Below are 26,657 nucleotides of genomic sequence, written 5' to 3'. Positions count from 1 at the left end.
CTGTGGTGTAGAGGCCTAACATGCCTGCCTGTCACGCAGGAGATCGCGGGTTCGAATCCCGTCAGTTCCGCCATTTTTCAGCTTAGTATTTTCGCCGTACTAAAGTGGGAAGGGGTATCCCTCCGCACTTTATTTTTTTGCCAATGGATATGGCTCGGTAGCTCAGTCGGTAGAGCAGAGGACTGAAAATCCTCGTGTCGGCGGTTCGATTCCGTCCCGAGCCACCTTTATATGGAGGATTAGCGAAGTGGCCAAACGCATCAGACTGTAAATCTGCTCCCTTACGGGTTCGGTGGTTCGAATCCATCATCCTCCACCAGTTTTACGAGCCATTAGCTCAGTTGGTAGAGCACCTGACTTTTAATCAGGGTGTCGAAGGTTCGAGTCCTTCATGGCTCATCAGAAGTCATCAACTATAAGTTGATGGCTTTTTTTGTATTGTTATAAGTTATGTTTTTATATAGCTTTTTATTTTAAGGTATCGACGGGTTATAATGAGTTCATTATGTTCGCTTAGTGTTTTTAATCTATATTCTAAAAAAAGTGAAGTGGTGATCGCGTGACTTTGGATACAGAATGGATTCAGCAACAGCTTCAGAATATAATTCAAGCGCCTTTTACCATAGTGCCTTGGTGCCCAGAAATGATGGCAGAAGGAGAAACAGCCGATTCAGTTATACCGGATAGATCGTTTGTTAGTGAGAATAAATTATATTTTCCGTTTCGTGCATCGGCAGGTGAACTGGCTGCTTTTGCGGTAGAGGACAGATATTTGACGGATCGAGAACGGAAGTTGATAGAAGCGTTACTGGGGAACATGGAACAAGTCTGGCAGAATGGTCCACGCTTGTCGATCAACCCAGCCTATAGCGAGGAAGAGCGGATGAATCGTTTTGGACAATGGCTCATACAGCAGGCTGCCGACCTAAACAGTGAGGAAGAAGTTCCCACTGAATTGGAGCTTCGTGATTCGTTATCAGCGTGTATGGTGCCTTTTTTACTGAATGGCGAGGGAACACAGGATGGGGCTATTACCTATACGCAGCTTCATCGATTGTTAGCGAGCTATTTTGGAGGGGAAGTGCTGCTTACTCCATTAGACGAACAATCTTGGCTGATTCTCGCAAAAAAGGAGCTGTTATTAGGAGCCGACGATGAACGGGATAAAGATCCTGAGACTAGAGAGGCAGATTTTGCGGAACCGCTGGAGGAGGTACTTACGGCTTTTAGCTTGGGGTTATATGAGCTTATCGCGAATGAATGGGTCGGTGTATTCCATTTGGCGATTTCCAAGCCTTCGGTCCCTTTGCAAAGTTTCCCCCACGAGCTGAATTTATTATGGGAGACGATCCATCTTGGCAAGCTTTTTCATGTAACAGAGCACATCCACCTTTCATGGGAGCTTCATTTGGAGAGACTGTTAAATCGCATTCCCAAGGAGCAGCGTGTACTATTTTTGGAGCAGGTAATGAAGTCATCTGTCATACTGGAAGACTCAGAAACGATGGCTACATTGGATATCTTTTTTCAACTGGATTGTAATGTGAGTGAGACAGCCAAGCGTCTGTATGTTCACCGTAATACGTTGATTTACCGTTTGGACAAGATTAAACAGGAGACCGGATTGGACGTGCGGACGTTTAATGATGCAGTTTTGGTCAAACTATATCTGCTATTGTACAAAGTGACAAAAAGGAAATAGCATTTTTGTGCAGTTTGCGAATAGCCAGGCTTTGGGTACTAGGGTAAGATACAAGTAGAAAATGTATTCGATTTCAAAACTTGACCTTGGGGAGGCAAAAGCTATGGCTGGCGTACGTTTAGAGCATATTTTCAAGAAATATCCGGGTGCAGAAAAAGCTACGGTTGTTGATGTCAATTTGGACATTCAAGATAAAGAATTTCTCGTATTGGTTGGTCCTTCTGGTTGTGGGAAGTCTACTACACTTCGTATGATTGCTGGTCTGGAGGAAATTTCGGACGGTAAATTGTACATTGGTGATCGTGTTGTGAACGATGTGGCTCCAAAAGACCGCGATATCGCGATGGTATTCCAATCCTATGCCTTGTATCCGCATATGAATGTATACCAAAACATGGCTTTTGGTCTGAAGCTCCGCAAGGTTAAAAAGGAAGAAATTGATAAACGCGTACGTGAAGCAGCTAAAATCCTTGATATTGAGCATCTGTTGGATCGCAAGCCGAAAGCGTTATCAGGCGGTCAGCGTCAGCGTGTTGCCTTGGGACGTGCGATTGTGCGTGACCCACAAGTATTCTTGATGGATGAGCCACTGTCCAACTTGGATGCCAAGTTGCGTGGTCAAATGCGTGCAGAAATCACGAAGTTGGCTAAGCGTCTGGAAACGACCGTTATCTATGTAACACATGACCAGGTTGAAGCCATGACGATGGGTGATCGGATTGTAGTTATGAAGGATGGTATCATTCAACAAGCTGCATCCCCGGATGAACTGTACAACCGTCCAGTGAATCTGTTCGTTGCTGGTTTTATCGGCTCTCCTACAATGAACTTTATCTCAGGTAAGCTGGTTGAAAAAGAAGGTGCATTGCATTTCGCAGCACCAGGTCTGGATCTGTTTGTACCTGAAGGTAAGGGACAGATTTTGAAAGCGAAAGGCTACATTGGCAAAGAAGTGATCTTGGGCATTCGTCCTGAGGATATTCATGAAGAGCCTGTATTCTTGGAGGCTTCTCCGAACACGATCTTTACATCCACTGTGGATGTAACGGAAAATCTCGGTCATGAAATGCTGTTGTACCTGAGCGGTGCTGGAAACGATACGATTATTGCCCGTGTAGACGGACGTTCCAATACTCGTGATGGTGTCAAAGCGAAGTTGGCTGTTGATATGAACAAAGTTCATATTTTTGATAAGGAATCGGAATTGAGCATTCTGGTTGGCGAATAAGATCAGCCTCTGGAAGAGAGTCGCAGTTTTCCCAAGCGGAGAACTGCGACTCTTTTGTATATCATATCCGCTACTAGCTTCGGCATTGCATTCAATGGAAAATTCCGATACGATGGGTGTACAATGGTGCAGGTCTAGATTCAGACAAGGTTCGTTGGCAGGAGTTCCAGATTGGGGCCTCCAACTGTCGGGATAGGGATAGCCTGGAATCCTATTGTTAAATCAAGTGAAGTGTGGACTCATTCAGGATAGACTGCGTGGGGTTGTATGGTTAATAGAATAATGCTACATAAATCAAATGGCGTATAGAATCCGGTTTTTGCAGATGAGGAGAGAATACAATGGCTAAACAGGTAAAGGTATCCGAGCTTGTACAGCAATTCCAAATGGAGGTTATTTCCGGTGAAAAGGGTCTGCGCAGACTGATCACCGTGGACGATTTGAATCGCCCAGGCCTGGAGATGGCCGGGTATTTTGAATATCATACACAGGAGCGGGTACAGCTTTTGGGAAGGTCTGAGCTGGCCTTTCTGGGTATGCTGCCTCCTGAGGAGCGACGGGATCGAATGGAGCGTTTGTGTACAGAGCTGACTCCATGTATTATCATCACACGTGGCCTGGAAGTACCGGCCGAGCTAGTGGAGGCAAGTACAGAGCGAGATATTCCTGTACTGCGAACTAATATGGCGACGACGATTTTATCGAGCCGTATCACAGGTTTTCTGGAAAGAAAGCTGGCACCTACGGCAACTATTCATGGCGTATTATGTGACGTGTATGGCGTGGGAATGCTTATTACAGGCAGTAGTGGAATTGGTAAGAGTGAAACAGCACTGGAACTTGTCAAACGTGGGCATCGCTTGGTAGCAGATGATGCGGTAGAAATCCGGCAAACGTCCGATTTTCAGTTGCATGGAACAGCACCTGAACTCATTCGTCACCTGCTTGAAATTCGAGGCGTAGGCATTATTAATGTGATGACACTGTTTGGTGCTGGTGCAGTTCGTAATAATAAGCGAATTACACTGGTTGTCCGCCTGGAGGCATGGCAACAGGACAAGCAGTATGACCGTCTCGGTCTCGATGAAGAAACTACACGCATTATTGATACAGATGTTCCACTCGTTACGATTCCAGTTCGTCCAGGCCGAAATCTGGCTGTTATTATCGAGGTAGCGGCGATGAACTATCGTTTGAAACAAATGGGCGTTAATGCAGCCCTGCAATTTACAAACAAGCTGACTGCTACGATTTCTGAAGATATGGAAGAGATGGATTAAGGTTCGTTCGGTTGCAAGGAAGGACAAGGAGTGAGAGAAACATATGTCAACGGCAACATTACTGCTGAATCCGATTGCTTTTTCGATCGGGGCAATCAAGGTCCATTGGTATGGGCTTATTTTGGGGCTGGCGGCGCTTGTGGGTTTATATCTCGCCATCCGTGAGGGAAAAAGATTCGGTATTCCGCAGGAATTCTTTATGGATATGCTGCTTCTGGGTGTTCCATCGGCCATTATTGGAGCGCGTATTTATTATGTAGCCTTCAAATGGGAAGACTACCGGGATAATCTATGGGATATCTTTAAAATTTGGAATGGCGGTATCGCGATATATGGTGCCTTGATTGGTGCTATTATATGTGCGGTTATTTATTTCCGTTATAAAGGATATAACTTCTGGCGTGTTGCTGATATTTGTGCGCCGGGTCTATTAATCGGTCAAGCGATTGGACGCTGGGGTAATTTTGTCAATCAAGAGGCTTACGGTGGACCAACGGAGGAGACTTTTTTGCGCAGTCAGCTGCATCTACCGGATTTCATTGTGAATCAGATGAACGTTAACGGGGTGTTTCACCACCCTACGTTCCTGTACGAATCGCTGTGGAGTATTGTAGGCGTGATTTTGCTGCTTGTGATTCGCCGGATGAAATTTGTACGTGCGGGTGAAATGTTTGCATTTTACTTCATTTGGTACTCTATTGGTCGCTTTTTCATCGAGCGGGTGCGGACGGACAGCTTGGCCTTTCAGGGACCGGACTGGCTGGCTTCCTTTGTGAATGCTCTGTGGTCCCCTATGGTATGGCTAGGGTTTGAACCGGGGTACTTGGACCCGAATTACGGTAATGTACGGATCTCACAGTTGCTTGCTATTTTCATCATTGTGGCTGCCGTGATTTTTATCTTGGTTCGTCGTCGGAAGGGCTCGGCCGTTGCGAGATATAGCGACCCGATTGTCTCCAGCAAGACGGGGATTGATCAGGTACCTGATATGACGCCAGAACAAGTATCCCGTCCTGGGCAGGATGCGGTTTCTCTAACAGCCACAGCGGATAAGCTATCTAAGGAAGACACGGATGAGGACAAGAAGGAGCATCTATGATAAATACGATTTTGTTTGATTTAGACGGTACCATTATGGATACGAATGAGTTGATTATCAGCACATTTCTACACATTTTGAAACATCCAGATGCTGATCCGCTGACGCGGGAACACATTATTCCTCATATGGGAGGAACGTTGGACGATCAGCTCCGTACTTTTACGGGATTAACGGATGTATCTGAGCTGGTTAAAGACTACCGTGCCTACAATCAAATTCATCATGATCAAATGGTGAAGCCATTTCCACATGTCATTGAGGTTATTCAGGAGCTGCGTGCACGAGGAATTAAGTTGGGGGTTGTGACAACTAAAATACGACCATCCACGATACGTGTACTTAACCTGTTTAATCTGACTTCCTCTATGGATTATATTGTTACGGTAGACGATGTGGAGCATCCGAAACCTCACGCGGAGCCAGTGCTCAAGGCTTTAGCAGGTTTGAATGCTAAAGCGGAACATACGTTGATGGTTGGAGACAGTTCCTTTGATATTTTGTCAGCTCAGGCGGCAGGTGTGAAATCTGCAGGAGTGGCCTGGTCGCTCAAGGGTGAGGAAACTCTGCGCGGATATGGACCAGACTACATGCTATATGATATGAGGGATTTGCTGAAGCTGGAGCTTCAAGGTGTCAATGTATCGTGAGAAAGGTGAACCGCTATCCTGTAGAAGGTCCCAATGCGTTGTGGCAAATTTATCGGACGGTGAGCCCTTGGAAAGGCGTTAAGAACTTCATTTTCATACAGATTGCCCGGTATTGTCCTGTGCTTTCTCTGAAAAATGTTATCTACCGCAGAATGCTGGGGATGAAGGTTGGGCAACATGCAGCCTTCGGTCTGATGGTGATGGTGGATGTTTTTTTTCCAGAGCATATCACAATCGGGGACAATTCGGTCATTGGATATAACACGACCATACTGGCTCATGAATACCTTATACAGGAGTATCGCATCGGTAAAGTGGTGATCGGGGATCGTGTGCTGATCGGCGCAAACACAACCATTTTGCCGGGTGTTACCATCGGTGACGGAGCTGTGGTAGCGGCCGGAGCGGTTGTGCATAAAGATGTGCCGGCAGGTGCTTTTGTAGGCGGTAATCCATTGCGTGATTTAAGACGCTCTGGTGTGGATGAGAAGTAATAGCATGATAAGAAAGGCCCCTTATATATTAAGGGGTCTTTCTTGTGCTGTTTTTCTGTATAATAAGTGGGGTAATGCATGTTGGTTATGTTTAAAAATTGATAATAGATATTTTTGCAAAGCGATATGGGAGCGTGTTGATTTGGTCAAAAAAGAACGTATACCAGAGCTTGATATTTACCGGGGAATATTAATTGCGGCCGTCATTACCATTCATGCAACTTCAATGGCATTGATTGATGCGCGTCATTCTCTATTGTTTTATCCCTTTTTATTTTTAAATATGTTTAGCAGCTTTGCAGTGCCTGTATTTATTTTTGTGAGCGGTTTTGTTTTATTTTACAATTATGTCGATCGGCCACTTCGTGGAAAGAGTATGCTTTTGTTTTTTCGAAAAAGACTGATGTTTATTGTGTTACCCTACGTTTTATTTTCTCTTATGTACTATTTGACCTTGGTGACACGTGGGTTGATGCCGCTTAGTGATCTTCCGCTCGTGCTGCTAACGGGAAAGGCGTATACGCATTTGTATTATGTTATTATTATCATCCAATTTTATTTGGTCTTTCCGCTGTTGTTGTGGGGAGTGCAGCGTTTACGTCATTGGTTATCGAGTCCGCGTAGAGCAGCTTTTGTCATTTTGACAGTAGGGTTAGTCATTCAATGGGGGTTTGTACTACTGAACAAATACGTTTGGCAAGAGGAGAGAGGAAGCCTTGCGATTACGTATATCAGTTATTTTGCCTTGGGTGCCGCTGTAGCGATTGGATATGAAGGGTTTAAGAAGTGGCTTTTTCCAGTTCCTGGCACGGTAATAGGTCGCGGTCGATTGATCAGCTGGTGGGCCTTGTGGGCGTCTTGGTTATTACTGGGGGTCGTTTATGTACAAGTATGGTTTGTAGCCTACCGCAAAGCCATTTATGCAGACTCGCTGGTCTATGAACTGCTACATAATGCATATGCTCTCGTATCTGCATTGGTGCTGTTTCAGTTATCGGTTTTTTTATATCGTCATACTAGTGATAGACTGCGAATGTTCATCAGTTGGCTGGGAGCATGTTCTTTCGGTATTTATTTACTTCATCCGGCGTTATTACGAGTGTATCGCAAACTGGATTTGCATGGTACACCCATAGAATATGTCTTCTCTGTTGCTGGCGGATGGGTGTTGGCGCTGTTTGGAACATGGCTGATTGTGACGTTGTTTTTTCGATATGTACCATTTTCATGGATCGGTTTGGGGACAGTTCCGAAGTTTCCATCCCAGAGTAAAGATGAACAGGCAAACTACTAAATACTTTGACTTGGACTGTTGGCTTAAGGCTGACAGTCTTTTTTTAGGATTCATGTATTTTGCATTGGATAAAATATAGAGAGGGACAGCGACTTGTCTGGGCTGTAAAAATGGGCTGCTACGTTTGGTTGACGTTCATAAGTAGGGCATGATAATATATCGAATATACTTTAGTTTGTTAGCACTTTACCATGATAAAGATATTGTGAAATCATGAGGTGATAGAGATGTCTAAGCCAAAAGGATTTGAGATTCCTGTAGGGGTTCGAGATTATCTTCCACGTGCAGTGTCGAAGCTGCGGGCCATTGAACTGAATGTACTCGCATGTATGGAGCGTTGGGGTTACCGTCAGATTATGACGCCTACGATGGAATACTACGATACAGTGGGAGTGGCTAGTTCTACTTCTGATCGGAAGCTGTTTAAATTGCTCAACAACCGGGGGACTACGTTGGTACTTCGTTCTGATATGACTGCTCCGATTGCACGGGTGGTGTCTTCGTTGCTAAAGGAAGAAGAAGTACCGCTTCGCCTGTCCTATCACGCCAATGTATTTCGAGCGATTGAGGAAGAGGCAGGAAGAGAGGCGGAGTTTTTTCAAACAGGCGTGGAGCTGGTAGGGGATGATTCACCTGAGGCTGATGCAGAGGTTGTAGCATTGGCCATTGCATCATTGCAGGCAGCGGGTGTTAACTCTTTTAAAATTGCCATGGGACATGTGGGATTCCTGAACGGGTTATTTGAAGAGATCATTCCAGGTCGCCAGGCTGAACAGCAAGCACTAAAAGAACTGTTGCTCAGTCGTGATGTAGTGGGCTACCGAGCGGCGATTGAAGCTTTAGGTTTGGCCCCCGCGCATCGGGATAAGCTGGAGGCCATTCTTCGGCTTCGTGGTGGGAAGGAAATTTGCGAGCAGGCTACTCGCCTTAGTGTGGAGCAGCAGACGATTCAATCCATTGCACATTTGTGCGAGGTGTGGGAAGTGCTGGAGGCATACGGCGTATCTGATCATGTGTTAATTGACCTTACCATGATCGGTGATTTTTCATATTATACAGGAATGACTTTTGAGGGCTATGCAGCGGAAATCGGGTTTCCGGTATGCAACGGAGGTCGTTATGACAATCTGCTTCAGCAGTTTGGGCGATCGGTACCGGCAACGGGATTCGCATTGAAGACGAACCGAATCGTCGATGGTGTGGATGGTATTTCAATTGAGACGAAGCGTCCGGTATTTATCCGTTATGACGAGCAGGAACGACAAGAGGCGCTATCCGCCGCAGCACAGCTACGTGCAGAGGGTTTTATTGTGGTGACAGGACTCACGGGGGGACCGGAGGATCGACGTCGTGAGCAGCAGGATCTGTACGCAGAGGTATACAGCTATACAGCTGAAGGAAGACGGCCCGTACAAAGGGGGGAATTGTCATGACGGAAACATTGAAGGTAGCCATGCCGAAGGGACGGATTTACAAGCAGGCTTCCAAGTTGTTCCGCCAGGCAGGGGTTCCAATTCCACTGGATGTGGACGAAACTCGCAAGTTGGTCATCCCATTGCCTGAGCTGGGAATGGAATTTATTATGGCGAAGCCCGTCGATGTTCCTACGTATGTGGAGTATGGTGCAGCTGACATCGGCATTGTCGGTAAGGATGTTTTGCTGGAAGAAAACAAGGATGTATATGAGCTGCTGGATCTGGGGATTGCCCGTTGCCGGATGTCGGTAATTGCTTTACCTGATTGGCAACCAGGTATTCGTCAGCGGGTCGCTACCAAATATCCAAATGTGGCTTCCCAGTATTTTCGGGAGCAAGGTCAGCAGGTGGAGGTCATTAAGCTGAACGGCTCCATCGAGCTGGCGCCGTTAATTGGTCTGGCAGATCGCATTGTAGATATGGTGGAGACAGGACAGACCTTGCGGGAGAACGGTTTGGTTGAGCAGATTAGCATACTGGATATTACCAGTCGTTTGATTGCCAACCGGGTCAGTTACCGGATGAAAAATGGTCCGATTCAGGCGTTGTGTGATCGATTGCATCAGGTGATCCCAACTGAAGTAGTACCGAAGGATTAAAGGAACGGAGCAACGGTTCAGGAACATTCTGCAAGCAAGCAGTAGGTAGGGGGAATGAGCAAATGAAGATCGTAGCAGCCCGTGATTTCAGCCTCCAACGAGAGGTGGATTACGGAACACCGGAGCAAAACGAGGCTGTGCGTACGATTATTCAATCGGTACGCCAAGAGGGGGATGGGGCTGTTCTGCGGTATACGGAAACGTTTGATGGTGTATCGCTGACAGCGAAGCAGCTTCGTGTGACAGATGAAGAATTAAAGTCGGCCTATGACAAGGTAGAGCCTTCATTTATACAGGCAATTCGAGAAGCGGCGGATCATATTCGCGCTTTTCACCTCAAGCAAAAGCGTAACTCATGGATGGATTTACAGCCAGACGGTAGCTTACTCGGTCAAATCATCCGGCCGTTGAAACGTGTAGGCGTGTATGTTCCAGGCGGTAAAGCCGCCTATCCATCCTCGGTGTTGATGAATGTCATTCCCGCTCAGGTGGCTGGAGTACCGGAGATCGTTATGGTGACACCCCCAGCGACAGGCGGCAAGGCAGGGATCGACCCCTATACACTGGTAGCTGCGGCAGAGGCTGGTGTAACGGAAATATTCAGGGTTGGCGGAGCGCAGGCCATTGCCTCTCTTGCATACGGGACACATAGTATTGAACCGGTCGATAAAATTTGCGGTCCTGGCAACATTTATGTAGCGCTGGCGAAGCGTGAGGTATACGGTGCAGTGGATATCGACAGTATTGCGGGACCGAGTGAAATTGTCGTATTGGCTGATGACACGGCCAATCCCTCTTATGTAGCGGCTGACCTACTTTCACAGGCAGAACATGACGAAATGGCCTCAGCCATACTGGTTACGCCCTCGCAACGCTTGGCCGAAGAAGTATCAGCCGAGGTAGAGCGCCAATTGGCGGAGTTGCCGCGCAGAGATATTGCTGCTGCATCGGTAGAGGCATACGGAGCCATCATTGTCGTTGACAATTTGGAAGAGGGCATTCGTATTGTCAATCGGCTTGCGCCCGAGCATTTGGAGATCATGACAGAGCAGCCGATGGAACATATGGGGATGATCGAAAATGCAGGAGCTATTTTTCTGGGAGCGTACAGCTCGGAGCCGGTAGGCGATTATTTTGCCGGACCTAACCACATCATCCCGACGAATGGAACGGCGCGTTTTTCCTCGCCAGTGGACATTGATGATTTTATCAAGAAGTCGAGTATGATCTATTACAGCAAGGAAGCACTGCTGCGAAATGGAGAGACCATTATGCAGCTTGCCCGGCATGAAGGGCTGGAAGGCCACGCACGGGCCATACAAGTTCGATTGGACAATGAGAAGAAGGCGGTGGATGGCGATGGGGAACGAAAATAACGAAGCAGGGCGTACAGGCAGTGTCAGCCGGAAAACGAATGAAACAGACATTCAGCTGTCATTTGCAGTAGATGGGACAGGGCAGGCAGAGATTGAAACGGATGTTCCTTTTTTAAATCACATGCTAGATTTGTTCACCAAGCACGGACAATTTGATCTTAATGTACAGGCCAGAGGGGATGTGGATATCGACGACCACCATACCGTCGAGGACATTGGGATCTGTCTGGGGCAAACCTTGCTGGAAGCATTGGGTGATAAAAAAGGCATAAAGCGCTATGCCAGTGTCTTTGTACCGATGGATGAGGCGCTCGCGCAGGTTGTTATTGATCTGAGTAATCGACCTCATTTTGAGTATCGTGCAGAGTACCCGTCTCAGCAGGTAGGCAGCTTCTCGACAGAGCTGGTGCATGAATTTCTATGGAAATTTGCGTTGGAGGCTCGCATGACGTTGCACGTCATTGTTCACTACGGGCAAAATACCCACCATATGATTGAGGCGGTGTTCAAAGCGCTGGGGCGTGCTTTGGATGAGGCGACCTCCATTGATCCGCGGGTGACAGGAGTGCCTTCAACGAAGGGAGTGCTGTAGTCCATGTCCATTGCCATTGTGGATTACGGCAGAGGGAATCTGCATAGTGTGAGCAAGGCGGTTGAGCGCCTTGGCTTTGAGGCTGTAGTGACAGGAGATGCTCAAGTGATTCGTGCCTCCAGCGGTGTGATTTTGCCGGGTGTAGGGGCCTTCGGGGATGCGATGGAGCATCTGCGTTCCAGCGGATTGGATCGGGTTATTCAGGAGGTTGCAAGTGCTGGACAACCGCTGCTCGGTGTTTGTTTGGGAATGCAGCTATTGTTCACTCGTGGTGAAGAATACGGTAGTCATGAAGGACTTAATATTTTACCAGGCGAGGTCGTTCGGTTTGCTCCTGATCTGGGCGTTAAAGTGCCGCATATGGGCTGGAATCGTCTGCGTATGACTCAGCCGGAGCACCCGCTGTTGCAGGGCTTGGAGGAAGGGCATGTGTATTTTGTGCATTCCTATCATGCGAAGCCGGAGGTCGAAAGTGATCTGCTGGCGGTGACCGACTACGGTGGGCCCGTAACGGCTATCGTGGGCAGAGGCCATGTGTATGGCATGCAGTTCCATCCAGAGAAAAGCGGAGAAATGGGGATGCGCCTGCTTCGTCAGTTTTTGGAACTAGCGGAAGCGAAAAAGCGAGCGTACGATTCGTGAGTCTGCATTTGGTGGTACGCCAACTTTGGTCGCTGATTGATGTAAAGGTATATAGATGTTGAATAGCTCACAAGGGGGTCTTAACTTTGTTCACGATATACCCGGCGATTGATATTCGCGATGGCAAATGTGTACGACTGGTACAAGGTGATTATAACCAGGAGACGATATACAACGAAAATCCGGTGGAAGTAGCACGAGAATGGGAGCGCTTGGGTGGCTCCTACATTCATTTGGTTGATTTGGACGGTGCCAAAGCAGGTCAACCAGTGAACGATGCGCTCATTGGGCGGATCGCTTCTGCGGTGCAAGTACCTGTACAAGTGGGCGGCGGCTTACGTACGCGCGAGCATGTGGAACGGCTGTTGTCGCTGGGCGTGAGCCGGGTGATTTTGGGCACGGCAGCTATTGAGGATCGTGCTTTTACGGAAGCGGTATTGGGTACCTACGGTGATCGTATCGCCATCGGTCTGGATGCGCGGAATGGCTATGTGGCTACACGTGGGTGGCTCAAAACCTCGGAGGTCCGAGCAGATGAATTGGCTGCTGAGCTGGCCTCCAAGGGAGCGGAAACATTTATCTTCACAGACATTTCCCGCGACGGAATGATGCAAGGCCCGAATGTGGAGGCGATCGCAGCGCTTGCCAAAAGCAGTGGGCGAACCGTGATTGCATCCGGCGGTGTCAGCAAGATGGATGATCTAATCACACTGAGCACCTATGCGAAGGAAGGCGTAGGCGGAGCTATTGTGGGTAAAGCATTGTATACAGGGAGCATTGATTTACAGGTTGCCGTACAAGCTGTAGCAAAGGCATAGGGGGAGTAGGCATGCTGGCTAAACGTATTATTCCCTGTCTGGATGTAAAGGATGGCAGGGTGGTTAAGGGCGTTAATTTTGTGAACTTACGCGATGCAGGTGATCCGGTGGAGCTGGCTGCGCTGTATGACCGGGAAGGGGCGGACGAAATCGTGTTCCTAGATATATCCGCTTCGGTTGAAGGTCGCGCCACGATGGAAGAAGTAGTTCGCCAGACAGCCGGGGAAATTGCCATTCCTTTCACCGTAGGTGGCGGGATATCTCATGTCGATGATATGAAACGCATTTTGCGGGCTGGTGCTGATAAAATAGGCGTAAATACGGCAGCTGTCCGCAACCCGCAGCTGATTGCGGAAGGTGCGCGCAGCTTTGGTTCACAATGTATCGTTGTGGCCATCGATGCCAAGTACAATGAAGCGTGGGGCGAATGGGAAGTATACACGCACGGAGGCCGCACGCCATCGGGTATTCGAGCCTTGGCCTGGGCTAAGGAAGCAGAGCAACTGGGAGCCGGTGAGATTCTGCTGACCAGCATGAATGCAGATGGAACCAAGGATGGCTTTGACCTGCCACTGACTTCCGCTGTTTCGGATACCGTAGGGATTCCGGTGATTGCTTCCGGCGGAGCCGGCAAACAGGAACATTTCTATGACGTGTTTACGTCAGGTAAAGCAGATGCTGGATTAGCAGCAACGATTTTTCACTATAAAGAAATCGGAATTCCTGAGTTGAAACGAGATTTGAAGCGCAGAGGAGTGGAGATACGATGAGCAACGAATTGAACCAACAGCTATCTCTGGAGCAGATACTGGATAATGTCCGCTGGAACGAGGCGGGGCTTGTCTCGGCGATTGTGCAGGATGATGCTACGCTTCACGTGTTGACGCTGGCCTATATGAACCGCGAGTCGCTGAAACTGTCTTTGGAGTCAGGAGAGACCTGGTTCTGGTCACGTTCCAGACAGGAGCTGTGGCATAAGGGGGCAACTTCAGGGAATACGCAGAAGATCTCTTCCATTCAGCTGGATTGTGACGGCGATGCTCTATTGGTGCGTGTCATTCCGAGCGGTCCGGCCTGTCATACAGGCGCAACGAGTTGCTTTTCTCGTGATATTTCCGTGCCAGGAACAGCTGTAGCAGCTGGGGCAGGAAATGCAGGAGCTCAAATATTGGGAACCCCTACCAATGCTATTTCCAATAATTCAGAAGGCCGCTTTGAGGTGCTCGCCCAATTGGAGGCAATTATTAAGGAGCGCGAGGAGACACGTCCTGAAGGAGCCTATACGACCTATCTTTTTGATAAAGGCGTAGACAAAATCCTGAAGAAGGTTGGCGAAGAAGCCTCCGAGACGATTATTGCAGCCAAAAACAAAGATAATGAGGAGCTGCGCCTGGAGGTCAGCGACCTGATTTATCACCTGCTGGTGCTGTTGCAGGAGCGCAAGCTACCACTCGATGACGTGCTGGCTGAGCTGAATCGCCGTCATGAACGCCCTCGTCGTGATTAGGACGGGTATTGTAGGGTTTGAAAAGGGGAGGGCTACATGAAAATTGACTATCATACGCATCATTCCCGTTGCGGGCATGCGATAGGAAGTCTGGAGGAGTACGTACAGCAGGGAATTCGACTGGGGCTGGATCAGCTCGGTTTGTCCGATCATATGCCGCTGCTGCATGTAGAACCGGCCAACTATTATCCAGAAATGGCGATGCCTATGGATGAGCTGCCCCGATACGTGGAAGAATGCTTGGATCTGAAGGAGCGCTATAAAGGGCAAATTGATATTCGTGTTGGCTTGGAAGGCGACTATATCGAGGGCTGGGAACGCGAAATTGAAGATATCATCCATGCATACCCATGGGATTATGTGATTGGCTCCGTCCACTTTCTCGGTGAGTGGGATGTCACCGACTTCCGTCAGGTACACCATTGGGAAGGCAAAAATGTGCTGGAGGTATACCGCACATATTATGATGCGGTTTCCAAGGCGGCCGCTACGGGTTTATATGACATCATGGGTCATTTGGATGTCATTAAACGTTTCGGCCATCATCCGAAGCCGGAGGAAAAGGAGGAGCTACGTGAACTGGAGCGCTCCGCACTCTCAGCCGTAGCCCGCAGTGGTCGGGCCATGGAACTGAATGCATCGGGGCTTTCCAAACCCTGTGCCGAAATGTTTCCGAGCCGACGCATGCTAGGGGAAGCTTTCACGCTAGGTATCCCGTTGACCATCGGCTCGGATGCCCATGATCCGGCAAAGCTGGCTGAGCACTTGGAGAAGGCGCGGGCGCTTTTATATGAAGTCGGCTATCGCGAGCTCGCTGTATTTCAGCACCGTGAACGTTCACGGGTTCCGTTAGCGCTATAATACTTATTTATTGGGTCTTAATGTTATATCTAGTTGCTAGCCGAACGCGCCTTTCATACAGGGGAAATGCGCTCGGCTATTTTGCGTATTTTTGCATATGTATCTATTGGGGTACGAGTACGGAACCGTTTTTTGGAATGAGGTAGGATCGACTGTCAAGTCGTTTTGAAGTTGTGGTATACTGAAGGGTATGAACATGCCAGTTACTTTTAAAGGAGGTGCCTTGGTTATTTATGAAAGGGAAACATCTGCGAGTTTCGGAACCTAGCCCTAAGATTATTGCTTTGCGTTTCGACGCATCTTTCTTTTTTGAGAAAGCTGTGCGCTCGCTTGATCGCAATCATTATGACAAGGCATTGAAATATTTTCGCAAAGCCGTTGAATATGAACCGGATAATCCGGTGAATCATTGCAATATGGCGGGTATATTATCAGAGATGGGGGATTATGCAGGTTCGAATGAGATCCTGTCCTCTGTTCTGAGTGACGTAGACTCGTCGATGACAGAATGTTATTTCTATATGGCGAATAATTACGCTAATATGGAGCAGTTTGAAGAAGCGGAAAAAGCATTGGTCACGTACCTGGAGGAGGACGAAGAAGGCCAGTTTCTTGATGAAGCCGAGGAAATGATGGAGCTGCTCTATTATGAGCTGGACCGTCCAACGAAGCTGAACCGCATTAAGGCCCGGCAGGGAGTGGTCGAGCATGATCAGGCCCGTGTTCTGCTGGAGGAAGGAAAATTTGCTCAGGCAGCCCAACTGCTCAAGCAAATTTCGGAGGAGCAACCGGACATGTTCGCTGCGCGGAATAATCTGGCGCTAGCGTATTACTACATGGGATTGTTCCAAAATGCTAAGGCTACCATTATTCAAGTGTTGGAGGATGAGCCGGGTAATTTACACGCATTGTGCAACTTGGCGATTTTTTATCAGCACGAAGGCGGCGGTCCAGAATTGGATCGTCTGGTTCAAACCTTGGCGGTCACTATACCGTTTCAGGAGGAGCAGGTGTTCAAGCTGGCGACCACTATGGGGATTCTCGGGCGCCATGAGGAGGCCTACAGGCATTTCCGCAGGTTGCTTCATAGCAATGGAGAGAACAATGCGGACGCTTCTTTGTACCATTACACAGCGGTGGCTGCCAGCAATACGGGAAGATATGCGGAAGCTCGGCGGTTATGGAGTCATTTGCAAAAGCAGGATGCTTCCTCGGAGGTTCCAAGGTTTTTCCTATCCAGATTGGAAGAGCTTCAGCAGGAAGGTACACCGCTGCAAGTGCTCAGCTATCACTATCATCTCCCGTTTGAGGAGCAATTCCGCATGTGGGAGAAGTTTGGCGCTGAGCAGGTGCCTGACAGTATGAAGAAGGACCCGCTAATCCGATCATCTTTCTTCTGGGCCTTGCGCCACGGAGACCGAGCGACTCAGCTACAGGTTATTCAGGCGTTAAGCTTGATCGGTGACGATGAAGTGCGTCAGGCACTGGAGTCCTTCGTAGAAGATCCTGATCAGGAGGGTGAACTCAAACGCCGTGCTTTGCAAGTATTGCAAGAGCTGGCAGAGCAGGATGTGCAGCATACACACACGGAAACAGAACATCCTGAGCGGTTAGAGGCTGAGCAAGATCCGCATACAACTGAAGGTGACATCTCTGCTTCGCCAGTTGATCCACAATGGCAGGCCGTGCTGGACAAGGTACTAACCGTCATGAGCAAATCATCCGATCCGGCCATGCAGCATGATTTGAGATCACTTTGGCAGGAGTATTTGGATCGGCTTGCTCCAGAGGTCCCGATGGTTCAGCATACTGAGGGATGGGCAGCTGCACTGGAATATTTGACAGCCAAAATGCATCATCATTCCGTCACCTATCAGGAAGTAGCTGACCGCTATGGTATTTCCGTATCGACCGTAAGCCGCTACGCACGTCAAATTGACAGCGTGTGTGGTATCAAACAGAAGCTAAAGCAGCCGCTCTCCACGTTTAAAAAGCAGGTCTAACATCTGCTCCAAACATCACTTAAAGGAGGCAACAAACGTATGTATAAATCCATAATTATTGGTACAGGTCCTGCAGGCTACACAGCCGCTATTTATTTGGCACGCGCCAACATGAATCCGCTGATCATTGAAGGAATGCAGCCCGGTGGGCAGCTTACCACAACGACTGAAATTGAAAATTTTCCGGGTTTTGAGCAAGGTATCCTCGGACCTGAGCTGATGGATAACATGCGCAAGCAGGCCGAACGTTTTGGCGCTGAGTTTACTTCCGGTTGGGTAGAGGAAGTCGATTTCAGCAAGCGCCCTTTTAAAGTGAAGGTAGAGGGTAAAGGCATCATTGAGGCGGAGTCGGTTATTATTGCTACAGGCGCGTCCGCCAAATATCTCGGCATTCCGGGTGAGCAGGACAATGTAGGTCGCGGAGTTAGCACATGCGCAACTTGCGACGGCTTCTTTTTCCGTGGGAAAAAGATTATCGTGGTCGGCGGTGGCGATTCAGCCATGGAGGAAGCGAGCTTCTTGACCCGTTTCGCTTCCAGCGTAACCTTGGTCCATCGTCGTGACGAATTGCGGGCATCTAAAATTATGCAAGACCGCGCACGTGAAAATGAAAAAGTACATTGGGCATTAAATCGGACTCCTCTGGAAGTTGTAACAGGGGAAACTGGCTTAAAGGGCTTGAAAGTACACAATAATGAGACCAACCAGGATGAGCTGATTGAGGCAGATGGCGTGTTTGTGGCGATTGGCCATACACCGAACACAGGCTTCCTGAACGGACAAATTCATACCGATGAACACGGCTATATTGAAGTGAAGCCAGGCACGACGGAAACGAACATCCCGGGTGTTTTTGCCTGTGGGGACGTGCAGGATAACCGTTATCGACAAGCCATTACGGCTGCGGGAACGGGATGTATGGCGGCTATGGATTGCGAGAAGTATCTTGAAGGCAGCGCTGTCCACGACTGGAGCGAAACACTGGATCAATAAAGAGTGTCTATAATACACAAAGTGGCTCATGTGAGGGGCTAAGACCCCTCTGTTAAGCCCCGTTGTTTTGTTCAGGAAGAGAAAGCCTGGTGCATTTGCACAGGCTTTCTCCTTTTTATGATTATTGAATTTATAAATTTTCAGCGGAGCTGAACAATTCTATAATCGCAAGAAAAATTCCGTTAAGCGTGGTCTGGCTTCCTTGAAAGTACGTCAATAGACGTTTTTCTTACGGAGGCATGAGTTTAAAAGTTCAGCTAATCGTACATTTTTCAACAGGTAAGTGTCCTTGACCGTAACGGGGGCTTCAATTATAGTTGGAACGTAGGATTACTCCTACGAGGCAGGAATTTTAAGCATATATTTTATACCAGATTTTTAAGTAAACATAAAGGTGGCTTGGAACATGTCTGAAAGTATCTATGTAGGTGTCGATTTGGGCGGTACCGCGATTAAAGTCGGCATTTGTAATGAAGACGGACAGCTTTTGCACACATATGAGGGACCAACCGAAACCGATAAAGGTGTAGACGTTGTCATCGGTAATATCGAAAAATATGTGCGGCATATTGTTGAGCAATCTCCTTATGAGTGGGATCAACTAAAAGGTGTCGGTGCAGGTGTTGCAGGTTTTACGAATGTTCGTGATGGTATTATTGTCCTCGCTCCTAATATTGGCTTTCGTGACGTACCGATCCGTGCGCTCCTAGAGAACCGGATTGGCAAGCCTGTAAAAATAGACAACGATGCGAATGTTGCTGCGCTGGGTGAGGCTTGGGCTGGCGCAGGCAAAGGCATAGAAAACTGTGTATGCTATACCCTGGGAACAGGTGTAGGTGGCGGTATTATTATAAATGGTAGAATATATCAAGGTTCTTCGGGTATGGCTGGGGAAATTGGACATATCAGCGTCGTGCCTGATCTGGAGGCTATTCAGTGTGGATGCGGCAAGATGGGTTGCTTGGAAACTGTATCTTCTGCAACAGGCATCATTCGTATGGCCAAGGATGCTGTGGAACGTGGTGACCGGACCTCTCTGGCTCTGGAAGATCACATTGCTGCCAAGGAAGTATTCGATGCTGCTAAAGCCGGGGATGAAGTCGCGTTGCGTATCGTGAACCGGGCTGCCTTTTATTTGGGGAAATCGATGGCAGCGGTTGCCGCTGTGCTTAATCCAGAGTTGTTTATTATAGGCGGCGGTGTTTCTAAAGCAGGCGACTTTTTGTTTGAAGAGATGCGTCGCGTATACGCCAAGCTGGCACCTGAGCCGCTTCAAAAAGGGGTATATATCGTACCAGCGGTTTTAGGCAATGACGCGGGTATCGTAGGGGCTGCTGGGTTGCTGCTGCGCTCTTAATCCGGGGTTGACGATAGGGGTACTGACATAGAGCAAAGAAGCAAAAGGAGAGGGAAGTCCATATGACAGATAATTTAAAAAATGCTGCACCGTGGGCAACGCTCATTATTATTACAGGGATGTCAGGCGCAGGGAAGACCATTGCGGTGCAAAGCCTTGAAGACTTGGGCTTCTTCTGCGTTGATAATCTGCCCCCTGTGCTGATTCCCAAATTTGCCGAGTTGATTGAGCAGTCTAACGGTAAAATTGGCAAGGTGGCTCTCGTTATTGATCTACGCGGACGAGAATTTTTCACCGCCTTGTCAGAATCGCTAAATTATATTAAAGATCATTTTACGATTCATTGTGAAATTTTATTCTTGAATGCGAATGACGGTGTTCTTGTACAGCGGTACAAGGAAAGCCGTCGACGGCATCCGCTTGCTCCAGATGGTATGCCTTTGGACGGGATTCGATTGGAGCGTAAGATGTTGGAAGAACTCAAAAGCTCCGCTACACAGGTTATTGATACCAGTACGATGAAGCCCGCAACCTTAAAGGCGAGGATTATTTCTAGATTTTCCCATCTGGAGAGCAGTATGCTGTCCGTGAACATTACATCTTTTGGCTTCAAGTATGGTATTCCCATTGATGCCGATCTTGTATTCGATGTGCGCTTCCTGCCTAATCCCCACTATGTGGACCAACTACGTCCACACACGGGACAGGATAGCGATGTATATGATTATGTTATGAAGTGGCCGGAGACCCAGGCATTTCTAACCAAGTTGTTGGATATGTTGCACTTTTTGATTCCGCAGTATCGCAAAGAAGGTAAAAGCCAGGTCATTATCGGTATTGGCTGTACTGGAGGTAAGCATCGTTCAGTTGCAATATCGGAGTATTTAGGAAAAATGCTGGGTGCCAGCGAGACAGAATCCGTTTCTGTTTCGCATCGGGATGCTGATCGGGACCGGCATTAATGAGGTGAAATCATGAAAGAGACCGGATCACAACGGGAGCGCCCACGTATTGTTGTTATGGGCGGCGGAACCGGCTTGTCCGTCATGCTGCGGGGCTTGAAGCAAAAGCCGCTGGATATTACGGCTATTGTTACAGTCGCTGACGATGGCGGAAGCTCCGGGATATTGCGCAGTGAGCTGCAGATGCCCCCTCCAGGGGATATCCGCAATGTGCTGACTGCCTTGGCTGACGTGGAACCAGTAATGTCAGATATGCTAAAATACCGTTTCGGTGCTGGATCAGGATTGTCAGGCCATAGTCTGGGGAATTTGATCTTAGCAGCGATGACTGATATATCGGGGGATTTTGTAACGGCGGTGCGTGAGCTTAGCCGTGTATTTGCTGTCCGGGGGCGTGTACTGCCAGCGGCTGAAGAAGGCGTTGTGCTCAGCGCCGAGATGGAGGATGGCACGGTGATCACCGGGGAGTCCAAAATCCCGGAAGCGGGCGGACGCATCAAACGTGTTTTTCTTGAACCGACTCACGTGGAGCCGTTGCCTGAGGCTGTGGAAGCCATTAATGAAGCCGATGCGATTCTGATTGGTCCCGGCAGTCTATATACCAGCATTTTACCGAATCTGCTTGTGCCAAAGCTTGCTGAGGCTGTGGTGAAATCAGATGCGATCAAAATATTTGTCTGCAACGTGATGACCCAGCCAGGGGAAACCGACGGCTATACAGTGGGAGATCACCTGCAAGCGATCTATGAGCATGTTGGGCATCACCTCTTTGACTATGTCATTGTGAATAACGGGGAAATTCCACCCCAAGTACAGGAGATGTATGCCGAGCAGGGAGCTAAGCCTGTTCAGGTAGACATGGGCGAGCTGGCTGATCGAGGATATAAAGTAGTGGCAGATACGTTAGTTCTGTTCCGTACGTATTTACGGCATGATGCCGACAAACTGAGCCAGCATATTTACCAATTGGTACAAAACTGGATGTTAAGAAGGAGGTGAGTCCCTTGTCCTTTGCGGCACAAACGAAAAAAGAGCTTACGATGATTGAAAGCCAGCCCTGCTGTGAAAAAGCGGAACTGTCTGCGCTCATACGTATGCTCGGATCCGTACAACTGTCGAATAAAAGGGTGATATTGGACGTGTCCACAGAAAATGCCGCGATTGCAAGGCGGATTTACTCCTTGATCAAAAAGCATTTTCAACTTCACATCGAACTGCTTGTACGGAAAAAAATGCGCTTGAAAAAAAATAATGTGTATATTGTCCGTATCCCCAATGGTGTACAAGAGCTGCTAAAGGAGCTTTATATTGTCTCAGAAGGTTTCTTGTTCACTGACGGGATTAATCGTGATATCATTCGGAAAAACTGTTGTAAGCGGGCTTATTTGCGGGGTGCCTTTATGGCAGGTGGCTCTGTGAATAATCCAGAGGGGTCGTCTTACCACCTTGAGATTTCTTCGATGTATGAGGAGCATTGTCAGGCGTTAGTTGATCTCGCTAATGAGTTTCATCTCAACGCCCGCTGTATTGAGCGAAAAAAAGGCTTTATCCTTTACATCAAGGAAGGCGAGAAGATCATTGAGCTGCTCAGTATCATTGGGGCGCACCAAGCCTTGTTCAAGTTTGAGGATGTACGCATTATGCGCGATATGCGCAATTCCGTAAACCGTATTGTTAATTGCGAAACAGCGAATTTGAACAAGACGATCGGAGCCGCTGTCCGGCAAATTGAGAATATCAAGCTGCTGGAGAGGGAAGTTGGTTTGGAGACCTTGCCGGATAAGCTGCGTGAAGTGGCAGAAATTCGACTCGCTCATCCCGATTTGAATTTGAAAGAAGTCGGGGAAATGCTCAAAGGGGTCGTGAGTAAATCGGGTGTAAATCATCGACTTCGCAAAATTGATGAGATGGCTGACAAAATCAGGGGGGAAAACGGCCTGATTCCGTAAAAAAGGGTCTGTGGGGCTCTTAGCCCCGGTTTTTTTAGTTTTTTTTCTAGTGTCTGTCCCGGGTTAATGTTATAATGTGATAAATAAAATGGAGTAAATAGCGTCCAGATTTATTTGATGAGGGGGTAAGCTGACATGTCAAAACATCCAGTAGTCGTACGCTTGAAAACAGGACTGCACGCCAGACCTGCTGCGCTGTTCGTACAGGAAGCGAATAAATATTCATCAGAAATTTTTGTGGAAAAAGAAGACAAAAAGGTTAATGCCAAGAGCATCATGGGTATTATGAGCCTCGCCATCAGTACAGGTACTGAAATCAATATTAGTGCCGAAGGTGCGGACGCCGAACAGGCTGTAAACGCTTTAGTAAGTCTGGTTAGTAAGGTTGAGCTGGAAAATCAATAAACGAACATCTGCTTTGTGATATGATGTATCTCTTAGTGAAAGCCCCCTCGGGGGCTTTTTTTGTATCAGAGAAAAGTATTCAACCCGTCCCACCATTAAGCTATTGATGTATATTTATTTGAATATAGCGACCGCATTAAGTCCAAGCTACAAATAATTAAAACCCCTGTGGTGTGCCTTGTTTCGGAAATTTATACCGCTTGACTGCAACCTTTTCCCGTTTTTTCCGTCTGGAAGGTACAAACATTTTCAAGAAAGAGGTTGAGTACGATGAGAGTTTGGACAAGAACAGTAAGCACAGCAATTCTTGCAGGAGCATTATTAGCTGGAGGAGTAGCAGGAGGGCTGTGGACGGGAGCTGATCGCGCTTATGCTGCAACGGCGACGACGGCGAATGGTGTAATTAACGTGAGTGGAAGTGGTGAAATAATGGCTAAGCCAGACATCGCTTATCTCTCCATTGGGGTGCAATCGGAAGGAAATACTGCTGCTGCTGCTCAAAAAGCTAATGCTGCGAAAATAAACAAGGTCACACAGCTGTTAAAAGAAAAATGGAGTATCAGTGCAGACGATATTCAGACAAGCCAGTTCTCTGTACAACCTAACTATACCTATAACGAGAAAGAAGGACAGAAGCTCAAAGGCTACATGGCCAACCATACACTTTCTGTGAAATATCGCAACTTGGACAAAATTGGTCAGCTGCTGGATGAGGCTACAAACTCCGGTGCAAACAACGTAGATAATATACAGTTTTCCGTAGAGAATCCTTCTTCTTATGAGGAAGCTGCTATTGCAAAAGCGTTGGATAACGCTCAATCCAAAGCCAGTGCCGTAGCAAAATCAGCTAAACGCGGCTTAGGGGCTCTGGTGAATGTGACAGTAGATGGCGGGGAGGCTCAGGTTTTCACACAACGTGAGAATGCCATGTCCAAAGCGCTCATGGATATGAGTGGCGGAACAGAGATACAGTCGGGCCAAGTAACGGTGAAAGTCCAAGTGTCTGCCCAATATGAGATGAACTAGTATAGGCCATTAAACGGAGCCGCAAGCGCCTGCAACATTGCAGGGTGACTTGTTGGCTTCTTTTGTCTATTGAAACCGTTTTGTAATGAGTCTGTCATAGCTAATGGCTGTTAGGTGTACAGATTGAAATCAGTGAGTGTACAGATTGTAAACCACATACAATAGGGTATAGATATAATAAGAAAAGTGATCAAAACACATAGATAATACAGATTCACAATAGGAGGAATACTTACGATGAACAAGCATACGAAAAAATGGGGCTCAGCACTGCTGGCAGCGGGAATCTTAGCAGGGGTTGCGGTCGTTCCCGTTTCCTATATTGAGGCAGCTTCGACCAAACAGCAGCAAGCGACAACACAGCAACCAGGGGTCACCATCCAATGGAATGGTAAAACGTTGGCCGCTAAAGGTGTACAAGTGAACGGGAACACAATGATTCCAGTGGCAGCACTGCGTGATAGTTTGGGAATTCCGGTGAGCTATGACACCAAGGAAGGGACATATACAGTGGGGAGCGGGTACAACAAGCTCTATATCGTGGTCTCCTCCTCGGATGCCTATGCCAATGTGAACGGGATCAACACGCGCAGCATGGATGCCAAAATGATCGCCGGGAAGCTATATATTCCTATGAGTCTGCTGAAAGACTATCTGGGTATCGATGCGCAGTGGAATGCAACTCAGAAAACAGTAACATTGAGTAAAAGCCAGCTAAATCCGATCACAATTGCATCTCAGACGCTTCCAGCTTCGAGTAATGCAAAGGTATCCTATAAGATTAAGTATCCGCAAATCAGCGGCAGCCAGCTGAATCCTGAGGCTCAACAGGCCATTAATAATGTGCTTAAAAAGCATGCAGAGACAGTATTGGCAGCAGGCAAAAAGATGGTGGCAGAGGGAGAGGTTACAGCAGAAAGACCGTATGATTTCGAAAATGATTTTGCAATTGCCTATAATAAGGACGGTATTCTAAGTGTGATTATGCAGGACTACTCGTATACAGGTGGCGCACACGGTATGACGGCACGTAAAGGATATACGTTCTCGCTTGCTGATGGTAAGCAGTTGCAATTGTCTGACGTATTGAAGGCAAATCCTAACTATAAAAAGTTCCTGAATGCTGATTTGAAGAAAAAAATTGATGCGCTCCAGGCTGGCGAAGGGTTTGAGAAATTTAAAGAGTTGGCCGCAGATCAAAATTTTTATGTGACCAACAGTGGAGTAACCATCGTGTTTGATTTGTATGATTATGCGCCATACGCTTATGGAATTCCGGAGTTTACTTACTCGTTCGCTCAACTGCTGCCTCAGGGCGGCAAGCCTTTTGCGGGACAAAATCAATAATCTGGATTAGGTATATATTGAAAATTAATAGTAAATAAAAAAGACTGCCTACCGGATACGAAAATCCGAGGCAGCCTTTTTATTTACCAGCTATGTCAGAAGAAAACCACTTTTCTTATACACCTTCTGGAGAGGAGCTAGTTAACACTTTATCAATAATACCGTATTCCTTGGCATCATCAGCGGACATGAAATAGTCACGGTCTGTGTCTTTTTCGATGCGTTCCAGTGGTTGACCTGTGCGATCTGAGAGAATGCGGTTCAATTTGTCACGCATTTTCAGAATGCGACGGGCGCGAATTTCGATATCCGTTGCCTGTCCTTGTGCACCGCCTAGTGGCTGGTGAATCATAATTTCACTGTTTGGCAAGGCAAAACGTTTACCTTTGGCACCTGCATTCAGCAAGAAAGCACCCATGGAAGCAGCCATACCTACACAAATGGTAGATACGTCAGGTTTAATGTATTGCATCGTATCGAAAATGGCCATACCAGCTGTGATGGAACCGCCAGGGCTGTTAATATACAAGTGAATGTCTTTTTCAGGATCTTCAGCAGCCAAAAACAGCATTTGTGCAATAATTGAGTTGGCCACAACGTCATTGACGTCCGAGCCCAACAAAATAATGCGATCCTTCAACAGTCTGGAATAAATGTCATAGGCGCGTTCGCCGCGGTTACTTTGTTCTACTACCATAGGAACATAGCTCACGTCAAAAAACCTCCCTTAAATCGTTAGTGGATTTGGTGGATATGCCGAATACACATCCCTATTTATAAACTGTTACCGTATTAACCACATGATAAACAATTTCAAACAAAAAGTCAAAGAAAGTCAAACTATTGATTAAAAAAAAGAACGCTTAGCGCTCTTTTTGGTTAAAAACATCATATGGAACATTTAGCCAATCGTATAAAACGACGCGCCCGCGAGGAATCGAACCTCGATCTCAGGCTCCGGAGGCCTACGTCATATCCGTTGGACCACGGGCGCAAAG

Annotated in this window: 27 protein-coding genes and 4 tRNA genes; 29 read left to right on the top strand and 2 right to left on the bottom strand. The window is 47.6% G+C overall.

Annotated elements, in window-relative coordinates; all coding sequences use genetic code 11:
• The 29 genes from HFE01_RS27080 to HFE01_RS16645 form a co-directional block, all read left to right on the top strand.
• Window positions 1-186 (top strand): hypothetical protein (locus HFE01_RS27080; RefSeq protein ID WP_207714782.1); only part of this gene is annotated, 186 nt, incomplete at its 5' end.
• Window positions 152-224 (top strand) — tRNA-Phe (locus tag HFE01_RS16780). The genes HFE01_RS27080 and HFE01_RS16780, both read left to right, overlap by 35 nt.
• 9 nt (window positions 225-233) lie before the next feature.
• Window positions 234-319 (top strand) — tRNA-Tyr (locus HFE01_RS16775).
• Window positions 320-326: 7 nt separating this feature from the next.
• A tRNA-Lys gene (locus HFE01_RS16770) sits at window positions 327-399 on the top strand.
• Window positions 400-559: 160 nt separating this feature from the next.
• Window positions 560-1,702: a PucR family transcriptional regulator gene (locus tag HFE01_RS16765; protein WP_019685782.1), complete on the top strand. Its 1,143-nt coding sequence runs from the start codon at window positions 560-562 to the stop codon at window positions 1,700-1,702.
• 103 nt (window positions 1,703-1,805) lie between these two features.
• Window positions 1,806-2,930 carry an ABC transporter ATP-binding protein gene (locus HFE01_RS16760; RefSeq protein ID WP_013368790.1) on the top strand — a complete coding sequence of 375 codons (1,125 nt, stop codon included), beginning with the start codon at window positions 1,806-1,808 and terminating at the stop codon, window positions 2,928-2,930.
• 341 nt (window positions 2,931-3,271) lie between these two features.
• Window positions 3,272-4,210, top strand: coding sequence for an HPr(Ser) kinase/phosphatase (gene hprK / locus HFE01_RS16755; RefSeq protein ID WP_016820103.1), 939 nt, complete (start codon window positions 3,272-3,274; stop codon window positions 4,208-4,210).
• A gap of 43 nt (window positions 4,211-4,253) precedes the next feature.
• Window positions 4,254-5,309 (top strand): prolipoprotein diacylglyceryl transferase, encoded by a 1,056-nt coding sequence (lgt, locus tag HFE01_RS16750; RefSeq protein WP_107734394.1) that lies wholly within the window; start codon window positions 4,254-4,256, stop codon window positions 5,307-5,309.
• Window positions 5,306-5,959 carry a pyrophosphatase PpaX gene (gene ppaX, locus HFE01_RS16745; RefSeq protein WP_107734395.1) on the top strand — a complete coding sequence of 218 codons (654 nt, stop codon included), beginning with the start codon at window positions 5,306-5,308 and terminating at the stop codon, window positions 5,957-5,959. The genes lgt and ppaX overlap by 4 nt, the downstream gene beginning before the upstream one ends.
• Window positions 5,956-6,453: an acyltransferase gene (locus tag HFE01_RS16740; protein ID WP_167438531.1), complete on the top strand. Its 498-nt coding sequence runs from the start codon at window positions 5,956-5,958 to the stop codon at window positions 6,451-6,453. The genes ppaX and HFE01_RS16740 overlap by 4 nt, the downstream gene beginning before the upstream one ends.
• A gap of 142 nt (window positions 6,454-6,595) precedes the next feature.
• Window positions 6,596-7,747 carry an acyltransferase gene (locus tag HFE01_RS16735; protein ID WP_045244934.1) on the top strand — a complete coding sequence of 384 codons (1,152 nt, stop codon included), beginning with the start codon at window positions 6,596-6,598 and terminating at the stop codon, window positions 7,745-7,747.
• Window positions 7,748-7,974: 227 nt separating this feature from the next.
• The gene (locus HFE01_RS16730; RefSeq protein ID WP_107734397.1) at window positions 7,975-9,180 is read left to right on the top strand and encodes an ATP phosphoribosyltransferase regulatory subunit; all 1,206 of its coding nucleotides are present in this window, start codon (window positions 7,975-7,977) and stop codon (window positions 9,178-9,180) included.
• The gene (gene hisG, locus HFE01_RS16725) at window positions 9,177-9,821 is read left to right on the top strand and encodes an ATP phosphoribosyltransferase (protein WP_016820114.1); all 645 of its coding nucleotides are present in this window, start codon (window positions 9,177-9,179) and stop codon (window positions 9,819-9,821) included. The genes HFE01_RS16730 and hisG overlap by 4 nt, the downstream gene beginning before the upstream one ends.
• A 62-nt stretch (window positions 9,822-9,883) precedes the next feature.
• Entirely contained in the window at window positions 9,884-11,197 is a 1,314-nt protein-coding gene (hisD, locus tag HFE01_RS16720) for a histidinol dehydrogenase (RefSeq protein WP_107734398.1), read from the top strand.
• Window positions 11,181-11,789: an imidazoleglycerol-phosphate dehydratase HisB gene (gene hisB, locus HFE01_RS16715; RefSeq protein WP_025363693.1), complete on the top strand. Its 609-nt coding sequence runs from the start codon at window positions 11,181-11,183 to the stop codon at window positions 11,787-11,789. Before hisD ends, hisB begins: the two co-directional genes overlap by 17 nt.
• A 3-nt stretch (window positions 11,790-11,792) precedes the next feature.
• A complete protein-coding gene (hisH, locus tag HFE01_RS16710; RefSeq protein WP_107734399.1) occupies window positions 11,793-12,431 on the top strand; it encodes an imidazole glycerol phosphate synthase subunit HisH in 639 nt (212 codons plus the stop codon).
• Between the two features lie 86 nt (window positions 12,432-12,517).
• A complete protein-coding gene (gene hisA / locus HFE01_RS16705; protein WP_107734400.1) occupies window positions 12,518-13,249 on the top strand; it encodes a 1-(5-phosphoribosyl)-5-[(5-phosphoribosylamino)methylideneamino]imidazole-4-carboxamide isomerase in 732 nt (243 codons plus the stop codon).
• Window positions 13,250-13,260: 11 nt separating this feature from the next.
• Window positions 13,261-14,019 carry an imidazole glycerol phosphate synthase subunit HisF gene (gene hisF, locus HFE01_RS16700; RefSeq protein WP_016820119.1) on the top strand — a complete coding sequence of 253 codons (759 nt, stop codon included), beginning with the start codon at window positions 13,261-13,263 and terminating at the stop codon, window positions 14,017-14,019.
• Window positions 14,016-14,756 carry a bifunctional phosphoribosyl-AMP cyclohydrolase/phosphoribosyl-ATP diphosphatase HisIE gene (gene hisIE, locus HFE01_RS16695; RefSeq protein WP_107734401.1) on the top strand — a complete coding sequence of 247 codons (741 nt, stop codon included), beginning with the start codon at window positions 14,016-14,018 and terminating at the stop codon, window positions 14,754-14,756. The genes hisF and hisIE overlap by 4 nt, the downstream gene beginning before the upstream one ends.
• A 36-nt stretch (window positions 14,757-14,792) precedes the next feature.
• Window positions 14,793-15,617, top strand: a complete 825-nt coding sequence (gene hisJ / locus HFE01_RS16690) for a histidinol-phosphatase HisJ (protein WP_107734402.1) — start codon at window positions 14,793-14,795, stop codon at window positions 15,615-15,617.
• Between the two features lie 233 nt (window positions 15,618-15,850).
• Window positions 15,851-17,620: a tetratricopeptide repeat protein gene (locus HFE01_RS16685; RefSeq protein ID WP_107734403.1), complete on the top strand. Its 1,770-nt coding sequence runs from the start codon at window positions 15,851-15,853 to the stop codon at window positions 17,618-17,620.
• Between the two features lie 39 nt (window positions 17,621-17,659).
• On the top strand, window positions 17,660-18,613 hold the full coding sequence (gene trxB / locus HFE01_RS16680; RefSeq protein ID WP_013368806.1) for a thioredoxin-disulfide reductase: 954 nt from the start codon (window positions 17,660-17,662) through the stop codon (window positions 18,611-18,613).
• Between the two features lie 406 nt (window positions 18,614-19,019).
• The gene (locus HFE01_RS16675) at window positions 19,020-19,970 is read left to right on the top strand and encodes an ROK family glucokinase (RefSeq protein WP_016820123.1); all 951 of its coding nucleotides are present in this window, start codon (window positions 19,020-19,022) and stop codon (window positions 19,968-19,970) included.
• A gap of 62 nt (window positions 19,971-20,032) precedes the next feature.
• Window positions 20,033-20,932: an RNase adapter RapZ gene (rapZ, locus tag HFE01_RS16670; protein WP_013368808.1), complete on the top strand. Its 900-nt coding sequence runs from the start codon at window positions 20,033-20,035 to the stop codon at window positions 20,930-20,932.
• A 12-nt stretch (window positions 20,933-20,944) separates the two neighbouring features.
• The gene (locus HFE01_RS16665; RefSeq protein WP_013368809.1) at window positions 20,945-21,931 is read left to right on the top strand and encodes a gluconeogenesis factor YvcK family protein; all 987 of its coding nucleotides are present in this window, start codon (window positions 20,945-20,947) and stop codon (window positions 21,929-21,931) included.
• 5 nt (window positions 21,932-21,936) lie between these two features.
• Window positions 21,937-22,881, top strand: coding sequence for a DNA-binding protein WhiA (gene whiA / locus HFE01_RS16660; RefSeq protein ID WP_013368810.1), 945 nt, complete (start codon window positions 21,937-21,939; stop codon window positions 22,879-22,881).
• Between the two features lie 135 nt (window positions 22,882-23,016).
• A complete protein-coding gene (locus HFE01_RS16655; RefSeq protein ID WP_013368811.1) occupies window positions 23,017-23,286 on the top strand; it encodes an HPr family phosphocarrier protein in 270 nt (89 codons plus the stop codon).
• 270 nt (window positions 23,287-23,556) lie between these two features.
• Window positions 23,557-24,312: an SIMPL domain-containing protein gene (locus HFE01_RS16650; RefSeq protein WP_107734404.1), complete on the top strand. Its 756-nt coding sequence runs from the start codon at window positions 23,557-23,559 to the stop codon at window positions 24,310-24,312.
• A 237-nt stretch (window positions 24,313-24,549) separates the two neighbouring features.
• Window positions 24,550-25,659 (top strand): PdaC/SigV domain-containing protein, encoded by a 1,110-nt coding sequence (locus HFE01_RS16645; RefSeq protein ID WP_025363699.1) that lies wholly within the window; start codon window positions 24,550-24,552, stop codon window positions 25,657-25,659.
• 115 nt (window positions 25,660-25,774) lie between these two features.
• On the opposite strand, the gene clpP is transcribed toward HFE01_RS16645, so the two are convergent.
• Both clpP and HFE01_RS16635 read right to left on the bottom strand, forming a co-directional pair.
• Window positions 25,775-26,371 (bottom strand): ATP-dependent Clp endopeptidase proteolytic subunit ClpP, encoded by a 597-nt coding sequence (clpP, locus tag HFE01_RS16640; protein WP_107734405.1) that lies wholly within the window; start codon window positions 26,369-26,371, stop codon window positions 25,775-25,777.
• Window positions 26,372-26,581: 210 nt separating this feature from the next.
• Window positions 26,582-26,653: transfer RNA gene (locus HFE01_RS16635), tRNA-Arg, on the bottom strand.
• Window positions 26,654-26,657 lie beyond the last annotated feature (4 nt).

Origin of the sequence: Paenibacillus sp. EKM10P (assembly GCF_011800655.1) — a bacterium.
In the GTDB taxonomy this organism is placed as follows: Bacteria; Bacillota; Bacilli; order Paenibacillales; family Paenibacillaceae; genus Paenibacillus; species Paenibacillus polymyxa.
This window is presented reverse-complemented; position numbering and strand designations above follow the sequence as displayed.